This is a genomic window from Neoaquamicrobium microcysteis (genome assembly GCF_008180155.1).
Lineage (GTDB): Bacteria > Pseudomonadota > Alphaproteobacteria > Rhizobiales > Rhizobiaceae > Aerobium > Aerobium microcysteis.
In genome coordinates this window covers 430,398-446,689 of sequence record NZ_VSZS01000068.1, presented here as the reverse complement: position 1 = coordinate 446,689, position 16,292 = coordinate 430,398, and the positions used below count along the sequence as shown (strand labels likewise).

Genomic DNA, 16,292 nt, shown 5'->3' with positions numbered 1-16,292 from the left:
GAATGTAATGATGAACGCCTGATCGCCATATGCCGTTGTTCCATCCGGGAAGCCCTTCATGCCTCTCAAACTGACCGACAAAGCCGCCCGTGACGCGCGCGCAGTGCGCCTCGTGACCAAGAAGAGTTTCGCGGATATCGACATCGGCGCGCAGGCGCGCGCATGGGCGAAGGCCAATGGCTTTGCGGGGCAGGCGGGGCGTTTGCTGGTGCTGCCGGGCGAGGCAGGCGAGGTTGCGGGCGCGCTGTTCGGCCTGCCGGAACGCGCCGACGGCTTCTCGCCGCTGGCGACGGGTGCGCTGGCGCGGCAACTGCCTGACGGCGCGTGGCGCTTCCATGAGATGCCGGATGCGCCCGACCTTGCCGCGCTGGGTCTCGCGCTGGGAAGCTATGCGTTCTCGCGCTACCGCAAGAACGAGATGCCGGAGATCGCGTTTGCGCTGCCCGAGGGTGTCGACAAGGCGGCGGTGGAGCGCCGTGCCGAGGCCGTGTTTCTGGTGCGCGACCTCATCAACACGCCGACGAGCGATATGGGGCCGGGCGCGCTGGAGGACGCCGCGCGCAAGCTTGCCGCCGCGCACAAGGCGAACGTGACGGTGATCGTCGGTGACGATCTGCTGAAGAAGAACTTCCCGATGATCCACGCGGTGGGGCGCGCCTCGGCGGAAGCGCCGCGGCTGATCGACCTGACATGGGGCCGCAAGGACGCACGGAAGGTGACGCTGGTGGGCAAGGGCGTGTGCTTCGACACCGGCGGGCTCGACATCAAGCCCGCCTCGGGCATGCTGCTGATGAAGAAGGACATGGGCGGGGCCGCAAACGTTCTTGGACTCGCTTCGATGATTATGGCCGGCAAGCTGGACGTGCGCCTGCGCGTGCTGATCCCGGCCGTGGAGAACTCGATCGCCGGCAATGCCTTCAGGCCCGGCGACGTGCTGACCAGCCGCAAGGGGCTGACGGTGGAGATCGGCAACACGGACGCCGAGGGGCGGCTGGTGCTGGCCGACGCGCTGGCGCTGGCCGACGAGGAAGAGCCGGAGCTTCTGATCGACATGGCGACGCTGACGGGTGCCGCGCGCGTGGCGCTGGGTCCCGACCTGCCGCCCTTCTTCACCGATGACGAGGACCTGGCCGCCGAGCTTTCAGCCGCGTCGGCGCGCGTGGCCGACCCGCTGTGGCGCATGCCGCTGTGGTCGCCCTACGACAAGAAGCTGTCGTCGAAGGTGGCCGACTTCAACAACGTCACGCCGGACGGCTTTGCCGGTGCGGTGACGGCGGCGCTGTTCCTGCGCCGGTTCGTGGAGAAGGCCAAAAGCTGGGCGCATCTCGACGTGTTCGGCTGGTGCCCGGTCGAAAAGCCCCATTGCCCCGTCGGCGGCGAGGCGCAGGGCATCCGCGCCATCGAGGGCGTGCTGACGCGGCGGTTCGGCTGAAGCGTCGCTGCGCCTACGATCCCGCCAGCAGGGCCTTCAGCTTCGCGACGAGCAGATCGACTTCCTCGTCGGTGAGGATGTCGAGGTTGAGGAGCGAGGCGCTGCGGACGCCCTGGACGGCCAGGAAGACCAGCAGCGCCATGGCGGGGTCGCTGGCGTTCAGCTTCATCCGGTCGAGCAGGTCGCGCTCGAAGCGGCCGGCGGGCTTGAGAAATTCCGGGTTTTCGGCCAAAGCCGCCAGCAGGCCCGATGGCGGCGGCTTGCGGCAGTCGTGGTCCTCGATGAAAAGGTCGAGATAGGTCTCGGCGAGGCTGTTGGGTTCGTCCTTCCTCGGCGCGGCGCGCTCGGCAAGCGTCTCGCCGAAGGTTTCGACGAACATCTCGACCACGCCTTCCATGAGGCTCGCCTTGCTGGGGAAGTGGTAGAGCAGGCCGCCCTTGGAAACGCCCGCCTTGGCGGCGACGGCGTCGAGCGAAAGGTTGCCCGGACCCGCGTCGCGCGCGATCTCTGCCGCCGCTTCGAGGATGCGATGCCGGGTGCCGGATTTGCCTGAGGCCATTTCATTCCCTGTGATACTTGACAATACCGTCCAGACGGTACAGTAGAGCGCGTTCGAATTGCAAGGATAATATATGGTGCGCGCGCGCTGCCTGCATGGGGCGTGTAGAAGCACTCACTTCAGGCAGGAAAGTGCCAATCCCATGATCAAGCGTTTTCTCATAGCGATCGTTCTGCTGGCTCTGCTGGGCGGCGGGGTGGTCGGCTTCAACATGTTCCGCGATCAGGCGATCGAGAACTTCTTCGCCAACATGCCGGTCGCGACCGTGACGGTATCGACGGTGACGACGGAGGAGGCGACCTGGACCCCTTCCATCGACACGATCGGCACCGTGAGCGCGTCGCGCGGCGTGGACCTGACCGTCGAGGTGACGGGCATCGTCAGGGAGCTGGACTTCAGCGCCAACCAGAAGGTGGAGCAGGGGCAGGTTCTGGTGCAGCTCGACGACGTGGTGCAGCAGGCCAATCTGGCGGCAGCCCGCACGCAGGCCGCACTGGACAAGCAGGCGCTCGACCGCGCGGTCGAGCTGCAGCAGCGCGGCGTCGGCTCGACGGTCTCGTTGCAGGCCGCAGAGGCCGCCGCAGCAGCGTCCGCCGCGCAGGTGGAAGGGCTGGAAGCCGTTCTCCAGCAAAAGCAGCTTCGCGCCCCGTTCGCCGGCACTGTGGGCATCCCGCGCGTCGACGAGGGCCAGTATCTGTCGCCCGGCGTCAGCGTCGTGACGTTGCAGGACCTCGATACGATGCGCGCCGACTTCACGGTGCCCGAGCAGCGGCTTTCGCAGCTCAGCATCGGCCAACCGGTGAGGCTGACGGTGGAAGGCGTGGAAGACGCCTTCACGGGCGAGATCGCCGGCATCGACCCGAAGATCGACCCGGCCAGCAGGCTCGTCTCGATCCGCGCAACCATCGAGAACACCGACGGCCGCCTGACACCCGGCCAGTTCGCGCGCATATTCGTGGAACTGCCGAGTGAAGAGGGCGTGATCGCGCTGCCGCAGACGGCGGTCGTGACCAGCCTCTACGGCGACTACGTCTATGTGGTGCGCGATGCTGAGGGCGAGGAAGAAAAGCTGGAAACCCGGCAGGTGTTCGTGACCGTCGGCCGTCGCTCGGGCAGCCAGGTCGAGATCAGCGACGGGCTGGAGCCCGGCCAGCAGGTGGTGACGGCGGGGCAGAACCGGCTGTCGAACGGCACGCCGGTGGCGGTGGACAACACCGTCAACCCCGGCCAGACGCAGGCGGCGGCACAATGAGTTTCTCCGACATCTTCATCCGCCGCCCGGTGCTGTCTACGGTACTGGGCGTCCTCATCCTGCTGCTGGGCTTCCAGGGGCTGTTCAATCTTCAGGTGCGCCAGTATCCGGAGGTCGAGGAGACGGTCATCACCATCACCACGATCTATCCGGGCGCGAGCGCGGAGCTGATCCAGGGCTTCATCACCGCGCCGATCGCGTCGGCCGTCTCGACCACCGAGAATGTCGATTACGTGACCTCGCAGAGCCGGCCTTCGGCCAGCGTGGTGACGGTGCAGATGCGGCTCGGCTCCAACCCCGACGTGGCGCTGACCGAGGTGATGTCGAAGGTGCAGCAGGTGCGCAGCCAGCTGCCCGGCGATGCCGAGGACCCGACCATCGTCAAGGGCACGGGCATGCAGTTCGCCACCATGTATCTGGCGCTGCAAAACCCGAACATGACCGACGAGCAGGTGACCGAATATATCGAGCGCGTCATCCGCCCGCGCATGTCGACCATTCCGGGCGTCGCCGAAGTCCAGATCATGGGTGCGGCGAACTATTCGATGCGCGTGTGGGTCGATCCGGTGAAGCTCGCCTCGCGCGGGCTGACGGCTGCCGAGGTGATGGCCGCGATCAACTCATCCAACTTCCTCGCGGCCCCCGGGCGCACGAAGAACGAGTTCGTGACTTATGCGGTGTCGATGGAATCGACGCTGCAGACGCCTGAGGCGTTTGCGCTTCTGCCGCTGAAATCCAGCGGCGACGAGGTGGTGCGTCTGCGCGACGTGGCCGAAGTGGAGCTTGCCGCCGAAAGCTCGGACATGGTCGTCAACTTCAACGGCCAGCCGGGCACTTTCATCGGCGTATTCCCCACGCCGTCGGCCAACCCGCTCGACACGGCCTCCGCCGTGATCGAGGAACTGCCGGCGATCCAGGCGAGCCTGCCCGACGGCATGACGATGACGATGATGTTCGACGCGACCGAGCAGATCAGCGCGTCGATCCGCGAGGTGTTCGTGACGATCGCGGAAGCGGTGCTGATCGTCGTCGCCATCATCCTCCTGTTCCTGGGCTCGTTCCGCTCGGTGCTGATGCCGATCGTCACGATCCCGCTGTCGCTGATCGGCGTCTGCTTCGTTCTGTTCCTGCTGGGCTACTCGATCAACCTCCTGTCGCTGCTGGCGATGGTTCTTGCGATCGGCCTCGTGGTGGACGACGCAATCGTGGTGGTGGAGAACATCCACCGGCATATCGAGGAAGGGCTGAGCCCGCGGCAGGCGGCCTTCGTGGGCATGAAGGAGATCACCGGGCCGGTGGTCGCGATGACGATCACGCTGGCGGCCGTGTTCGCGCCGCTGGCGTTCACCGGCGGCCTGACCGGATCGCTGTTCCGCGAATTCGCCATGACGCTGGCGGGCGCCGTCATCATCTCGGGCATCGTCGCACTGACGATCACGCCGATGATGTCGGCGCGGCTCTTGAAGCGCGGCAACCACAGCCGGTTCCAGATCTTCGTCGACCGCACGTTCGACCGGATCTCCAACCGCTACGAGCGGCTGGTGGCAGGCTCGCTGAAGTTCCGGCCGGTGACGGTGCTGGTCGTGCTCGTGCTCATGGGGCTCACCGGCTTCATGTTCATGAAGACGTCGAGCGAACTGGCGCCGGAAGAGGACCAGGGCGCCCTGTTCGCGCTGGTCAACGCGCCGTCCTACGCGACGACGGAGTACACCAAGATGTACACCGACCAGATGCGCGAGCTGACCAAGGACCTGCCCGAGCTGGACGCGAACTTCTCCATCGTCGGCTTCGGCGGCGCGACCAATTCCGGCATCGCGCTGTGGGCGCTGAAGGACTGGGCGGAGCGTGACCGCTCGCAGAGCGAAATCCAGCAGGACATCACCGCGCGCCTGTCGAAGGTGGCGGGCGTGCAGGCGCTGGTGTTCTCGCCGCCATCGCTGCCGGGCGCCGGCGGCGGCCTGCCGATCTCGCTCGTGGTCCAGTCGACCGGCGATCCGAGCCAGGTGTTTGAGGTGGCCGAGCAGATCAAGCAGGAAGCCGAAGCCAGCGGCCGCTTCATCGTGGTGCAGAACTCACTCGCCTTCAACGCGCAGCAGGTGACGATCACCGTGGACCGTGAGAGGGCGGCGGCGCTGAACCTGCCGGTGCGCGACATCGGCACGACGCTGAGCCTGCTGGTGGGCGGTGGCGCGATCGCGCAGTTCGACCGCGACTCCAACAGCTACGACATCATCATGCAGGTGCCGCAGGAGTATCGCGAGAACCCCGAACGGCTGGGCGACTTCTTCGTGCGCAGCTCGACCGGGCAGATGGTGCCGCTATCGGCGGTCGTCACGATCTCGACCGGTGTGGCCGCGACGGCCATCGAGCAGTTCAACCAGCTCAACTCGGCGACGATCTCGGCCCTGCCGCTGCCCGGCGTGACCACCGGCGATGGCCTCGCCCTGATCGAGAACATCGCGCGGCCGCTGCTGCCCGACGGTTTCTTCATCGACTATGCGGGCCAGTCGCGGCTGGAGATCGAGCAGGGCAACACCATCGTCATCGCGTTCGCGCTGGCCGTGGTGGTGATCTATCTGGTGCTGGCGGCACAGTTCGAGAGCTTTCGCGATCCGCTCATCATCCTGATGACCGTGCCGCTGTCGATCTTCGGTGCGATGCTGCCGCTGAACCTCGGCCTGTCGACGCTGAACATCTACACGCAGGTGGGCCTCATCACGCTGATCGGCCTGATTACCAAGCACGGCATCCTGATGGTGGAGTTCGCCAACCAGCAGCGCGAGGCCCACGGGCTCGACCGCTTCGAGGCGATCGTCGCGTCGGCGAAGGTGCGTCTGCGGCCGATCCTGATGACCACGGCGGCGATGTCGCTGGGCGTGATACCGCTCATCATCGCGTCTGGCGCGGGTGCGGCGGCGCGCTACTCGATGGGTCTCGTCATCTTCACCGGCCTGATCGTGGGCACGGCCTTCACGCTGTTCGTGGTGCCGATGTTCTACACCTTCATCGCCAGGAAAGAGCTGGCGCATGTGGAGGACGATGCCGCGGAGCCGAGACCCGCACCGGCCGCGCACTGATTGCTGGATCAATCCAATGAAGCGGCCGGTGCCTTGCGCCGGCCGCTTTTTCGCGCTTGGATGGAACGGTACCGAAACGAATTTTCCGGAGCTTCGATGGCCATCGTCATGCGTCCCAGCCAGTCGCTGCGGCTCTGGCAGCAGGTTACGCTGGCGGAGGTGAAAGCCGCCGCGCACGACCTGACCATGCGCCAGATGGCGATATTGCTGACGGTGTATCTCGACCCGCCGCCGCATACGGTGCGCGGGCTGGCCGAGAAGCTGGGCGTGACCAAGCCCGTCATCACGCGGGCGCTGGACACGATGGGTGCGCTGAAGCTGGTTTCGCGCCACCGCGACGAGAAGGACAAGCGCAACGTGCTGGTGAAACGGACGGTGGAGGGGGCGCTCTTCGTCGAGCGCTTCGGCGACGTGGTGATCGACAAGGCCGCGGAGCTGCCGATATGAGCGCGCTCGACAGACGGCTCAACGCGTTCCGGCCGGACCTTGCCGACGAGCGGCTCAGCGGGCAGGTCGAGGCGCGCAACTTCGCGGCCGGAAGACCCGCGCGCGTGGCGGTGCCGGTGCTCGGCGTTCTGGATGCGCCACGCCCCGATGCGGGGCTGGATACGCAGCTTCTGGCAGGCGACACGGTGCGCGTGTTCGACGAGGCGGAGGGCTTCTCCTGGGTGCAGGCGGAGCGGGACGGATATGTCGGCTATGTGTCGGGTGCCGGGCTGGCCCCGGTGGGCGACGCACCAACGCATGTGGTCGTCGCGCCGCGCACCTTCACCTACCGCGAGCCGAACATGAAGAAGGGCGCGACGGGCGCGCTGTCGATGGGAAGCCACGTTCGCATCGTGGGTAGCGCTTCGGCGCGCGGCACCGACTATGCGCTGCTTGAAAGCGGCGAGGCGCTGATCGCCGCGCATCTGCGACCGGCTGGCGAGGTGAGCGGCGACTATGTCGCGGTGGCCGAGATGCTGGAGCACACGCCCTATCTGTGGGGCGGGGCGAGCGCCTTCGGCATCGACTGCTCAGGGCTGGTGCAGCTTTCGATGCGCATGACCGGGCAGGGCGTGAGGCGCGACACCGACATGCAGGCGGCGACGGTGGGCACGGCGCTGGGCGACGATCCGGCGGGGCTGCGGCGCGGCGACCTCGTCTTCTGGAAAGGGCACGTGGCGATCATGGCCGACGACGAAACCATCATCCACGCCAACGGCCACACGATGATGGTGTCGCGCGAGAAGCTGGCCCCTGCGATAGAGCGGATCGCGTATCTGTACGGACCGCCGACCGGGTTCAGGCGGGCGTGAGGATAAGCCCAATTTGGACCATGATGCCGAAAAGCGGGAACCGGTTTTCGGACGACGCGATGGTCTGATTGATTTAGCTGCAGGTATGCGGTGCTGTCGTGGCTTTGATTGAGGGACACCGTTCATCACACCCCCACCCCTAACCCCTCCCCTCAAGGGGGAGGGGGATTCTGAGGCGCTGGCGTCCCCGTTCCCTTGAGGGGAGGGGTATCAAACCGTCGAGTTCGGCGCGAATGCCCAAGACGACTACTGGCTGACCACGTCCGCAGGCGCGGTGGCGATGTCGAAGGCGGCGGCGATGAGGGCCTTGGTGTAGTCGGTCTGCGGGTTATCGAAAATCTGCTGCGCGGTGCCGTGCTCGACCACCTTGCCGTTGCGCATGACGATGACGTCGTTCGACAGCGCGCGCACGACCTTCAGGTCGTGGCTGATGAACAGGTAGGCGAGGTCGTGCTTCTTCTGCAGGTCGCGCAGCAGGTCGACCACCTGCGCCTGCACGCTCATGTCGAGCGCAGACGTCGGCTCGTCGAGCATCACGAAGCGCGGCTTGAGCACCATGGCGCGGGCGATGGCGATGCGCTGGCGCTGGCCGCCGGAGAATTCGTGCGGGTAGCGGAAGCGCGTGGACGGGTCGAGCCCGACCTCGTTTAGCACATCCACGACCATCGCGTCGCGCTCGTCGTCCGACAGCTTCGGTTCGTGGATCTTCAGCCCTTCCTCGATGATCTCGGACACCGACATGCGCGGCGATAGCGAGCCGAACGGGTCCTGGAACACGATCTGCATCTCGCGCCGCAAAGGGCGCATCTGCTTGAAGGAATAGTCGTCGATGGCCTGCTGGCCGAGCCTGATCCTGCCCTCCGACGAGATCATGCGCGACAGGGCGAGACCGAGCGTGGTCTTGCCGGAGCCCGATTCGCCGACGACGCCGAGCGTCTGGCCTGCCTTGACCGTCACGTCCACCCCGTCGACGGCCTTCACATGGTCCACCGTGCGGCGGAAGAAGCCCTGCTTGATCGGGAACCAGACCTTGATGTCGTCGCCGGAGATCACCGTCTCAGCGTTCGGGTCGGGCTTCGGAGGCTGACCCTTGGGCTCGGCCGCCAGCAGGTGACGCGTGTATTCGTGCTGGGGATTGGCGAAAATTTCGGCCGTGGGGCCGGTCTCTACGATCTTGCCCTTTGTCATGACGCAGACGCGGTCGGCGATGCGGCGCACGATGCCGAGATCGTGGGTGATGAACAGCATCGACATGCCGTTCTTTTCCTTCAGCTTCGCCAGAAGCTCGAGGATCTGCGCCTGCACGGTCACGTCGAGTGCGGTCGTGGGCTCGTCGGCGATCAGCAGGTCGGGCTCGTTAGCGAGCGCCATGGCGATCATGACGCGCTGGCGCTGGCCGCCGGACATCTGGTGGGGATAGGCGCCGAGGCGTTTTTCGGGCTCACGGATGCCCACCTCGTGCAGCAGCTCCAGCGTGCGCTTGCGTGCCGCGCTGTCGCCCATGCCGCGATGGATTTTCAGGATTTCGCCGATCTGCTGCTCGATCGTGTGCAGCGGGTTGAGCGAGGTCATCGGCTCCTGGAAGATCATCGTGATCTTGTTGCCGCGCACCTTGCGCAGTTCCTTCTCGCCCTTGGCCAGCAGGTCGTTGCCGGAAAACAGGATTTCGCCGGACGGATGGCTGGCCGCCGGGTAGGGCAGGAGCTTGAGCACCGACAGAGCGGAGACGGATTTGCCGGAACCGGATTCGCCGACCAGCGCGACCGTCTCGCCCTTGTCGACATCGAAGGAGATGTGATCGACGGCGAGCGAGTGCTTGCCGCCCTGCGTGAAGGCGACGGAGAGATCGCGGACGGAGAGAAGGGGGGAGGTCAAAGGGCGGCCTCTATGTCGGTCTGGCGGAAATCGTCACCCTTGAAGAGCAACGGTTCGTTGCGCGCTCTGGCGAGCGCATAGGCGAAGCAGTCGCCGAGATTGAGCTTCGCGGCGTGATTGCCCCTGCCGTAGCGTTGATAGGCTTGGCGGGCGAATTTGGCTTGATCTTCCGTGACAGAAACGATCTGAACGCCGAATTCCGCTAGCAAGACATCCAGTTCCGGCCCTTTTCCCGGATGCCGTTTGTCGTCGGCGCGAACGGATGCCTCCAGATAGTTCACAGGCGACATCGCCAGTTCGGGCGTCATCAGAAGCAGGTCGCGAAACTCGGCCTTCTCGGGCTCGTCAAAGAGTATGGCAAGGACCGCCGAAGCATCCACGATCATTTAGGCAGCCCGATCTCATCATAGAGATCCGAATGATCGCTGGTAACGCCGGGCGCGGTCGGGCCAGACCGGCGAATGATCTCATCGATCCGAGCCCTCCGCTCTTCGAAATTTGCCTCACGCTTCAATCGCTCCAGCCGCTCCTTCAGGGCGGTCAGGACCGCCGAAGTCAGTGTTTCGCCCGTATGATCGGCGATCTGCCTGGCGATCCTCTGCGCTTCGTCACTCTTGATGTTCATGCCCATGATGATCTCCATGGTAGAAAGTTCATCAATTTATACCACACATCTCACTTGAACGTCTTGCGCGGATCGAAGGCGTCGCGGGTGGCTTCGCCGATGAAGATCAGCAGGGACAGCATGATCGACAGGGTCATGAAGCCGGTGATGCCGAGCCATGGCGCGTTGAGGTTGCGCTGGCCCTGACGCAGCATCTCGCCAAGCGAGGCCGAGCCGGGGGGCAGGCCGAAGCCGAGGAAGTCGAGCGAGGTGAGCGTCGTGATCGAGCCGTTGAGGATGAAGGGCAGGAAGGTGAGCGTCGCGACCATCGCGTTGGGCAGCAGGTGGCGGAACATGATGGTGCGGTTGGACACGCCGAGCGCGCGCGCCGCGTTGACGTATTCGAAATTGCGCGCGCGCAGGAACTCGGCCCGCACGACGCCTACGAACGCCACCCACGAGAACAAAAGCATGATGCCGAGCAATATGAAGAAGCCCGGCGGCAGTACCGCCGCGATGATGAGGATGAGGTAGAGAACCGGGATGGACGACCAGATTTCGATGACGCGCTGGAAAAGCAGGTCGGTCCAGCCGCCGAAATAGCCCTGCACCGCGCCGGCCGAAACGCCGATGACGGCAGACGCCAGCGTCAGCACGAGGCCGAAGATGACCGAGATGCGGAAGCCGTAGATGACGCGCGCCAGCACGTCGCGGGCCTGATCGTCCGTGCCGAGCCAGTTCCAGTTGCCGCGCGTGCAGGCGGGGTCGTTGACGCCTTCGAAATAGCGCGCGCAGCGTGTTTCGGCGTCATACATCCATGAAGGCTTTGCGGGCGCGGCCTCGGGAATGTCGTTGTTGACCGTGCGATAGGAATAGCGGATCGGCGGCCAGATCATCCAGCCGTTCGCCTCGATCTCCTCGCTGATGACCGGGTCGCGATAGTCGGTGACGGCGAGGAAGCCGCCGAACTTCTCCTCCGGGTAGTCCACCAGCACGGGAAACAGGATCTCGCCGTTGTAGGAGGCGATGATCGGCTTGTCGTTGGCGATGAATTCGGCAAACAGCGACAGGCCGAACAGGACGAGGAATATCCAGAGCGACCAGTAGCCGCGACGGTTGGCCTTGAAGTTCTGCCAGCGGCGCTGGTTGAGTGGCGAAAGCCACGGCTTGCGCGCCCTGTGGCGAACCTGTTCGACCTCGCCCTTGAGGATGGTCTCCGACATCAGACATCCCTCCGCTCGAAGTCGATGCGCGGATCGATCCACGTATAGACGAGATCGGACAGGAGACTGACGAAGAGGCCGATCAGCGAGAAGATGTAGAGCGTGGCGAACACGACGGCATAGTCGCGGTCGAGCACCGAGCGGAAGCCCAGAAGGCCGAGCCCGTCGAGCGAGAAGATGTTCTCGATCAGAAGCGAGCCGGTGAAGAAGGCCGAGATGAACGCGCCGGGAAAGCCCGCGATGATGATGAGCATGGCGTTGCGGAACACGTGGCCGTAGAGCACCTGCCGCTCGGAAAGACCCTTGGCGCGGGCGGTCACGACATACTGCTTGCGGATTTCATCGAGGAAGGAGTTCTTGGTCAGGAGCGTGGTGGTGGCGAACGCGCCAAGCACCATCGCCGTCAAGGGCAGCGTCAGGTGCCAGAAATAGTCGAGTATGCGCTCCGGCCACGACAGCTCGCTCCAGTTTTCCGACGTGAGCCCACGAAGCGGGAACCAGTCGAAGAAGGAGCCGCCGGCAAACAGCACCATCAGCAGGATCGCGAACAGGAAGCCCGGTATGGCGTAGCCGATGATGACGATGCCGCTGGTCCACACGTCGAAGGCCGAGCCGTCCTTGACCGCCTTGCGAATGCCGAGCGGGATCGAGATGAGGTACGAGATAAGCGTGAGCCAGAGGCCGAGCGAGATGGAGACGGGCATCTTCTCGATGATGAGGTCTATGACCGATATGTCGCGAAAGTAGCTCTCGCCGAAATCGAAGCGGATGTAGTTCCAGATCATCGTGAAGAATCGCTCGAGCGGCGGCTTGTCGAAGCCGAACTGCTGTTCGAGCTGGGCTATGAAGGCGGGGTCGAGCCCCTGCGCACCACGATATTGCGAGTGGTTCTCGAACGACTGGTTCATCTCGCCGCCGCCGCCGGAAATCCGGTCCATGGCCCCGCCGCCTTCGCCGCTCATGCGGGCGATGACCTGCTCGACGGGCCCGCCGGGCGCGAACTGGATGACGATGAAGGACACGGCCATGATGCCGAACAGCGTCGGTATCATCAAAAGCACGCGTCGGAGGATGTAGGCGCCCATCAGGTCCCTTCACACTGCGATCTGATTACGTGTAGCAAAACTGGATATCACATAAAGAGCTTGCGTCAGGCCCGCATGCCGGTGGCCTGAATGCGGTCCGGTCGGGTCCACCATGTGTCGAGCACGCCGGTATCGTATTTCGGACTTGTGGCCGGGCGGTCGTAATTGTCCCAGTAGGCGAGCCAGCGCGTCGCCTTGTGCCACTGGAACACCACGTAGTGCTCGGCGCGAATGATGCGGTCGAGGGCCCGGTTGGCCGTGACGTACTCCTCCTGCGTCTTCGCGTCGATAATCTTCTCAAGCACGGCGTCGATGGCCGGATTTGCAATGCCGGCCATGTTGAACGAACCCGGCGAGTTGGCACCAGCCGAACCGAAGACAAGCCGGATGAAGGGCGACGGGAACATCGCCATGGTGAAGCGCGACACGACAACGTCGAAATCGAACTCTCGCTGGCGGAGCGAATATTGCGCGGCATCGACGATACGATAATTCGCCTGGATACCGAGCTGGCTTAGATTGCGGATATAGGCGTTGTGGTGCGGCTCGAACGTGTCGGAGTTGCCAAGAAACTCCATGGTCAGATGCTCGCCCGAAGGCAGGAGCATGCGGCGGCCTTCGAGCCGGCAGCCGGCCTCCTCGAAAAGCGCCAGCGCACGCCGCATCATGTCGCGGTCGCGGCCCGTGCCGTTCGTGACCGGCGCGATATAGGGCTCCTCGAACACGGTCGGCGGCAGGTCGTCGCGGAAGGGCTCAAGCAGCGCCAGCTCGGCCTCAGAAGGCAGGCCGGACGCCATGCTCTCCGACTTCTCGAAGAAGGAGTTCGAGCGCTCGAACGAGTTGTACATGATGTTGGCGTTGGTCCATTCGAAGTCGAACAGCAGCCCCAGCGCCTGACGCACGCGCCGGTCGGCGAATTTCGGCCGGCGCAGGTTGAAGAACCAGCCCTGGCCGCCGGATGGCGTTTCGTCGGGATATTCCTCGATCTTGACCCGCCCGTCGGTAACGGCGGGGAAATTGTAGTCGTTGGCCCAGTTGCGCGAGGTGAATTCCTCGCGAAACAGGATGCTGCCGCCCTTGAACGCCTCGAAGGAGGCGGTGCGGTCGCGGTAGTATTCGTAGCGGATGCGGTCGAAATTGTAGCGGCCGATCATCACCGGGCGCTTGACGGCCCAATGGTCGGGCACGCGGTCGAACTCTATGAACGTGCCGAAATTGAAGCGGCCGACCTTGTACGGGCCGGAGCCGAGCGGCGCTTCGGACAGGGTGCCCTGGAAGTCGCGGCCTTCCCACCACGCCGCCGAAAAGATGGGGCAGCCGGCAGTCGTGAGGATGGTGGAGATGCCCGCATCCTCAACCAGCTTCACCGAGACGGTGCGCTCGTCGACCGCCTCGACGCTTTCGATGCCGCGCAGCGTGCTGGCGAGGTTCTCGTGCCCCTTGTCGCGCAGTGTGGTGAGGCTGAAGACGACATCGGCAGCGGTGATCGGCGTGCCATCATGGAAAGCGGCGTCGGGGTGAAGCGTGAAGCGCCAAATGAGGCGATCTTCGCTGATGGAGACGGTTTCGGCCGCGTAGCCGTACATCGAGCTGGTCTCGTCGGACGAGCCGGTCATCAGGGTCGCATAGGTGAGCGTCATGCCGTAGGCGCCGTTGCCGCGCAGGACGTGCATGTTGAGCGTGTCGAAGGTGTCGAAGTTCTGGTTGTAGATGCGCACCGGCGACTGGGTGACGATGCGCCCGCCAGACGGGGCCTCGGGGTCCGCATAGTCGAAATGGGGAAAGTCCGGCCCGTATTTCAGGTCGCCGAAGACGGATATGCCATGCAGGGGCGTATCGGTCTCCAGTTGCGCGAAGGCGTCCCGCACGAGAAGCGGCGCGAACGCCGCAGCGCCGCCGAGAGCCAGGAAGCTGCGGCGCGACAGGTCGGGGCCGCCCATCATTGCTGCACCTCGTCGGCATATTCCTCGTCGATCTCGGCCTCGCGATCCTGAAGGATCCACCACGAATCGATGTCGACGCCGACATAGGACGGCTGCGTCTCAGGAATGCCGAACTTGTTCCAGTAGGCGATCCAGATTTCCGCGTTGTGATACTGGGGCACGTAGTAGTAGCCCCACAGAAGCACGCGATCGAGCGCGTGGGTGGCGGCGACCAGCTCCTCGCGGTCCTTGGCGAAGATGACGCGGTCTACCAGCTTGTCGACGGCGGGGTTCTTGATGCCGGCATAGTTGCGCGTGTCGGGCATGTCGGCGGCCTGCGAGCTCCAGAACTCGCGCTGCTCGTTTCCGGGCGACTGCGACTGCATCATGATGCCGGTGATGATGTCGTAGTCGTAGTCGCGCACGCGGTTGACGTACTGGCTGGGGTCGATGATGCGCAGCGAGGCGTCGATGCCGAGGCGGCGCAGCGTGTTGATGTAGGGGCCGGACGTGCGTTCCGAATCGGGATTGTTCGACAGGAACTCAATACGGAAAGGCTCGCCTTTCTCGTTGAACAGCCTGCCGCCCTGCTGCCGCCAGCCGGCCTCGGCCAGAAGCTCGGACGCGCGGCGCAGATGCAGGCGCTGCGCCTGCGGGCTGTCGTAGACCGGAAGGGTGAATTCCTCGGTGAAGACCTCCGGGGGAACCTCGTCGCGCACGGTCTCGAGGATTTCGAGTTCCAGGCCCTGGGGGAGACCGCTGGAGGCGAGCTCACCGCCCTGGAAGAAGCTGTTCGTGCGCGCATAGAGGCCGTGGAACTGCACGCGATTCAGGCTCTCGAAATCGTAGGCGAGCGTGAGGGCCTCGCGCACGCGCCTGTCCTGAAACTGCGGCCGGCGGGTGTTGAGCGTGAAGCCCTGCATCGGCTCGCCCGACGTCGTCTCGTAGGTGCGCTTGAGCACGTCGCCGCGCTCGAAGGCGGGGAAGTTGTATTCGTTGGCCCAGCGCGAAGCGCGGTTCTCGGCACGAATGTCGTGCAACCCGCCCTTGGTGAAGGCCTGCCAGGCGGCGTTGTCGTCCTGGATGTAGGTGTAGCGGCGGCGGTCGAAATTGTAGCGGCCCACATTCACCGGAAGCTCGGCGGCCCAGTAATCCTCGACGCGCGTCCAGGTGATGTCCGAGCCGGGGCGGAAGCTGTCGATACGGTATGCGCCCGATCCCAGCGGCGGCTCCAGCGTGGGCTGGGTGAAGTCGCGCTTCTGGCCCTGCGCGTTGGTGCCTTCCCACCAGTGCTTAGGGAGCACAGGCAGGTCGCCCATGATGTGCGGCAGCTCGCGGTTGCCGGTCTGGTCGAATTTGAACTCGACCTCGCGCTCCGAGATCGCCACCGCCTCGGTCACGTTGGCGTAGTAGCGGTTGTGCATCTGGCTGTGCTGCTTGAGCATGTCGAAGGACCAGACCACGTCCTCGGCCGTGATCGGCTCGCCGTCGTGCCAGCGGGCGCGCTCGTCGATGCGGTATGTGGCCGACGAATAGTCGTCGGGATATTTGAAGGCGTCGGCGATGAGCGCGTGGCTGGTGCCGGGGTCGGAAAGCGACTGCTGCATCAGCGTGTCCCACAGCAGGCCGCCGAAATAGTTCAGCCCGGCCGCCGCCGTGCCACGTACGATGAAGGGATTGAAGCTGTCGAAGGTGCCGGCCGTCACCGTGTTGAGCTGGCCGCCCTTGGGCGCGTCGGGATTGACGTGGTCGTAGCGTTCGAAGGTTTCGGTTTCAGCGTCGGGATTTATCAGCGAGGAGGTGGTGCGCCACTCGACCGCGCCGGCAATGCCGCCGGAGGCCGAGACGAGGACGGCGGCCAGCGCCGTGGCGGCCAGAGTGCGGAAACCGGAAAATCCCATTATTGTCCTCTTCGCTATGTCCGTCGTGTCGGCGTCTAAGTTAGCTTCTGCTGCGGGGATGGGA

Annotated in this window: 13 protein-coding genes; 5 read left to right on the top strand and 8 right to left on the bottom strand. The window is 64.8% G+C overall.

Annotated features, from left to right (window positions below):
• The first annotated feature begins 58 nt into the window (after positions 1–58).
• Positions 59–1,432 (top strand): leucyl aminopeptidase family protein, encoded by a 1,374-nt coding sequence (locus FY036_RS23025; protein ID WP_148917024.1) that lies wholly within the window; start codon positions 59–61, stop codon positions 1,430–1,432.
• A gap of 13 nt (positions 1,433–1,445) precedes the next feature.
• On the opposite strand, the gene FY036_RS23020 is transcribed toward FY036_RS23025, so the two are convergent.
• Positions 1,446–1,991: a TetR/AcrR family transcriptional regulator gene (locus FY036_RS23020; RefSeq protein WP_148917023.1), complete on the bottom strand. Its 546-nt coding sequence runs from the start codon at positions 1,989–1,991 to the stop codon at positions 1,446–1,448.
• Positions 1,992–2,133: 142 nt separating this feature from the next.
• Between FY036_RS23020 and FY036_RS23015 the strand changes: the two genes are divergently transcribed.
• The 4 genes from FY036_RS23015 (at position 2,134) to FY036_RS23000 (ending at position 7,618) form a co-directional block, all read left to right on the top strand.
• Positions 2,134–3,243 carry an efflux RND transporter periplasmic adaptor subunit gene (locus tag FY036_RS23015; protein WP_148917022.1) on the top strand — a complete coding sequence of 370 codons (1,110 nt, stop codon included), beginning with the start codon at positions 2,134–2,136 and terminating at the stop codon, positions 3,241–3,243.
• Positions 3,240–6,320 carry an efflux RND transporter permease subunit gene (locus FY036_RS23010; RefSeq protein WP_148917021.1) on the top strand — a complete coding sequence of 1,027 codons (3,081 nt, stop codon included), beginning with the start codon at positions 3,240–3,242 and terminating at the stop codon, positions 6,318–6,320. Before FY036_RS23015 ends, FY036_RS23010 begins: the two co-directional genes overlap by 4 nt.
• 96 nt (positions 6,321–6,416) lie before the next feature.
• Positions 6,417–6,767: a MarR family winged helix-turn-helix transcriptional regulator gene (locus FY036_RS23005; protein ID WP_148917020.1), complete on the top strand. Its 351-nt coding sequence runs from the start codon at positions 6,417–6,419 to the stop codon at positions 6,765–6,767.
• Positions 6,764–7,618: a C40 family peptidase gene (locus tag FY036_RS23000; protein WP_148917019.1), complete on the top strand. Its 855-nt coding sequence runs from the start codon at positions 6,764–6,766 to the stop codon at positions 7,616–7,618. The genes FY036_RS23005 and FY036_RS23000 overlap by 4 nt, the downstream gene beginning before the upstream one ends.
• Positions 7,619–7,864: 246 nt before the next feature.
• Here the strand turns inward: FY036_RS23000 and FY036_RS22995 are convergent, their stop codons facing one another.
• From FY036_RS22995 to FY036_RS22965, 7 genes are all read right to left on the bottom strand, one after another.
• Positions 7,865–9,493, bottom strand: coding sequence for an ABC transporter ATP-binding protein (locus tag FY036_RS22995; protein ID WP_148917018.1), 1,629 nt, complete (start codon positions 9,491–9,493; stop codon positions 7,865–7,867).
• Positions 9,490–9,879, bottom strand: coding sequence for a type II toxin-antitoxin system VapC family toxin (locus tag FY036_RS22990; RefSeq protein WP_148917017.1), 390 nt, complete (start codon positions 9,877–9,879; stop codon positions 9,490–9,492). Before FY036_RS22990 ends, FY036_RS22995 begins: the two co-directional genes overlap by 4 nt.
• Positions 9,876–10,124, bottom strand: a complete 249-nt coding sequence (locus tag FY036_RS22985; RefSeq protein ID WP_148917016.1) for a type II toxin-antitoxin system VapB family antitoxin — start codon at positions 10,122–10,124, stop codon at positions 9,876–9,878. The genes FY036_RS22990 and FY036_RS22985 overlap by 4 nt, the downstream gene beginning before the upstream one ends.
• A gap of 44 nt (positions 10,125–10,168) precedes the next feature.
• The gene (locus FY036_RS22980) at positions 10,169–11,320 is read right to left on the bottom strand and encodes an ABC transporter permease (RefSeq protein ID WP_148917015.1); all 1,152 of its coding nucleotides are present in this window, start codon (positions 11,318–11,320) and stop codon (positions 10,169–10,171) included.
• A complete protein-coding gene (locus tag FY036_RS22975; RefSeq protein ID WP_148917014.1) occupies positions 11,320–12,405 on the bottom strand; it encodes a microcin C ABC transporter permease YejB in 1,086 nt (361 codons plus the stop codon). Before FY036_RS22975 ends, FY036_RS22980 begins: the two co-directional genes overlap by 1 nt.
• Before the next feature lie 65 nt (positions 12,406–12,470).
• Positions 12,471–14,348 (bottom strand): extracellular solute-binding protein, encoded by a 1,878-nt coding sequence (locus FY036_RS22970; protein WP_235897774.1) that lies wholly within the window; start codon positions 14,346–14,348, stop codon positions 12,471–12,473.
• Positions 14,345–16,228 carry an extracellular solute-binding protein gene (locus FY036_RS22965; RefSeq protein WP_148917013.1) on the bottom strand — a complete coding sequence of 628 codons (1,884 nt, stop codon included), beginning with the start codon at positions 16,226–16,228 and terminating at the stop codon, positions 14,345–14,347. The genes FY036_RS22970 and FY036_RS22965 overlap by 4 nt, the downstream gene beginning before the upstream one ends.
• Between the last annotated feature and the right edge of the window lie 64 nt (positions 16,229–16,292).